Origin of the sequence: Flavobacterium soyangense (genome assembly GCF_015277675.1) — a bacterium.
Classification (GTDB): Bacteria; Bacteroidota; Bacteroidia; order Flavobacteriales; family Flavobacteriaceae; genus Flavobacterium; species Flavobacterium soyangense.
The window spans coordinates 1-2,574 of the sequence record NZ_JADHEC010000075.1 but is presented as its reverse complement, the minus strand read 5'-3'; the positions used below and the strand labels follow the sequence as shown (position 1 = coordinate 2,574).

Below are 2,574 nucleotides of genomic sequence, written 5' to 3'. Positions count from 1 at the left end.
GGGTCATAAAGTTCGCCTGTATCTTGATTATAAACTTCCGCATAGCCATTTAAGAAGGCATCGTAATTGCGAGCCACCTCGGTAGGTGTAGGCTTGTGCAATTGGTTTTTAAACAATCCGTTAAGAATCATTTCAGTTTGTTCGCAGACTCTACGAGCGTTATTGTTTCTTTTGCCTTCGGGATCCTTGATAAGCGGATAATACAAATTTTCTTTGCATTCGTTTAAAACCTTTTTAAATTGTTTCTCACCAGTAGGCAAAGTATGTTCTTTTTCTTTGTGTTTAATTGTTAAAGTGGTTTGAAAGTCTATGACATCTTGCAATAAACTTTGCAACACACCCGGAATAACAACACCATCTACTGTAGTGGTGCGTAATGATCCTTTGAGTTTGATTCGCTCCTGAATTCTAACCTCTTCAAGTTTTATGGCGGCCTTCATTACGCTGGCATTAATTAAATAATTCTCTTTTTCGTCTTTAGTAAGTGTCGAACCTAAACGCCTGAAACCGCTATAATAAGTATAAGCATCACCGTCAATTTTAAAATACAAATCCAACGGATTAGCAACTTTTCGAGGATCCTTAAGAATGTCCTGCAAGTCGGCATTCAAACTGTCAAAGTCGATAAGAACTGTGCGGTGTTTCCCGCCTCCGTTTTGCAAACGCTTGATGCCGTAGTTTTTGTCTTTGTATCTCCAAATTTCTTGAAGTAAAGAAGATTCTTTATTCCAAAAGAGGTGCAAAACTCCTTTGCCTTTAAGGTATGCCGTTTTTTCTTCACTGAAATAAGTGATAATCAATTCCGTTTTCTCTACGGCAACTTGTTTTTCTGTCCAGATATAAGGCATATTTTTATACTTAAAAAGTTTGTTCCGACCAAGGAATCGAACCTTGCACTCACTCATCAATCAATATGAGCGACAACCTGTATCGGAGTTATTACTATATTTACGGTCTAACTCAATAAATAATAGTAATATGGATGTGTATGAATTAATTTTTTTAGAAATCAGGTTAGACATCATTACCGATATTCTAACTGGTAATGAGGGTTTTAAAAAAAGTTACCTGAATGCTTTGGAAAAATTAAAAACCGAAACGCTAAACAAAAAACCTGATGAATTTAAAGCTCTTTTAGAGCTAATAGAAAATCATTTAAACCATTTAAATTCGAAGGTTTAACACACTCTTCCCATTTACGAATAAGCCTATCGGTGCGATCTTTATCATCGCCTAGCTTGTCAAATTCGGAGGTTTTTATAACTTTTAATAATGCATCATTCACTTTTTCTTGAATTTGTGCCGATGTGTTTTCTTTATCGCCAATGATTACCATTGTGCCGATAAGATTTGTGATGTTTATTACTACTGGCTTCATACTTAAAGTTTTTGAGGTTCGCTAAATGTGATACTTACTATTTTCCCGCCTTTAAGGGATATAGTTTCGATTACTTCGGTCGTGAAATCTTCATTCACGTGGTGGATGATCTGTGTTTTCATAGTTTGTCGTTGTTTAATAGGTTGTTAAGATTTTTTTTTAGTTCGAGATATTCTGCTTTTATCCTGTCGGCAAAAATTGGAGTTCTTTCTCCGGTAATACATTGCTTTATATAGCGGCTTGTGAAGCTATATTTTGTTGCCAATGCGTTTAATGCACTTGTATTCCAGTTTTCGTTACTTTTTTTATTAGATTTGTCCATTGCTTTGTTTGTTCTTATGTGTGGTACAAATATATAGTAATATTTTACACTAAAACAAATTTTAGTGTAAAAAAATACATTAAAATTATGGGCACAACGGAAAGAGTAATCAAATACCTTGACTTTAAAGGAATTAGTAAGTATAAATTTTGTAAAGATTTGGGTTTTTCAAACAAATTTTTGGACAATAGCAGTAATATGGGTACCGACAAGGCGTGTAAAATTTTACATCATTATCCGGAAATAAATGCTGAATGGTTATTAACAGGTAATGGATCTATGCTAAAAAACGGTACTAATCCTATTATAACTTATCTCCACGATAATGTTGAACCAGTTGAGCAATTAAACTATAAAGATTTAGCAGATGCACGATTGCAAATCATCGAAATGAAAGATGAAAAAATTTTAAGGCTAGAGAAAGAACTTTCAGAATTGAAATACACGCAGAAAGAGCCATTTCTTTATAAGAATGTGGCTGAATCAGCACCTGAATTAACAAAGAAAGAGAAGTAGATCAGTATAGTATAGTGTTTTTTTGAAATTACATTTTTAACACCGTGAAATAACTAATTAAAAATCAAGTAATTATATTAAATCATACGTTTTTGTCCGTGATATTAAGTGTCGTGAGTTTGTTGTTTTTATGCAAAAAATGTCCTTTAACCGCTATTAAGCATACATAAAGTGGCTAAAAAAAACACTACTTTGTAGATGCAAGTGTAGATGCAAGTGTAGATGCAAAGAAAAAAACACAAAATTTCCAGTTTTTGGGTTATTCGGTTTATTCCATAAAAAAAGCCCCAATAAATGAGGCTAAATAATGTTTAAATAAGCTTTAAATCCCTTGTAAATCGTAGCTTTAAGCATATAT

Annotated in this window: 3 protein-coding genes and 1 pseudogene; 1 reads left to right on the top strand and 3 read right to left on the bottom strand. The window is 33.2% G+C overall.

The features are described from left to right. The 3 genes and pseudogenes from IR213_RS15965 to IR213_RS15955 all read right to left on the bottom strand — a co-directional run. Nucleotides 1-848: pseudogene (locus IR213_RS15965) on the bottom strand (hypothetical protein); the annotation flags it as partial. Between the two features lie 275 nt (nucleotides 849-1,123). Further along, nucleotides 1,124-1,378, bottom strand: coding sequence for a hypothetical protein (locus tag IR213_RS15960; protein ID WP_194313282.1), 255 nt, complete (start codon nucleotides 1,376-1,378; stop codon nucleotides 1,124-1,126). Nucleotides 1,379-1,496: 118 nt separating this feature from the next. Then, complete coding sequence (locus IR213_RS15955; protein WP_194313281.1) at nucleotides 1,497-1,700, bottom strand: hypothetical protein; 204 nt, start codon at nucleotides 1,698-1,700, stop codon at nucleotides 1,497-1,499. Nucleotides 1,701-1,787: 87 nt separating this feature from the next. Between IR213_RS15955 and IR213_RS15950 the strand changes: the two genes are divergently transcribed. Next, a complete protein-coding gene (locus IR213_RS15950) occupies nucleotides 1,788-2,216 on the top strand; it encodes a hypothetical protein (protein WP_194313280.1) in 429 nt (142 codons plus the stop codon). Nucleotides 2,217-2,574: the final 358 nt, after the last annotated feature.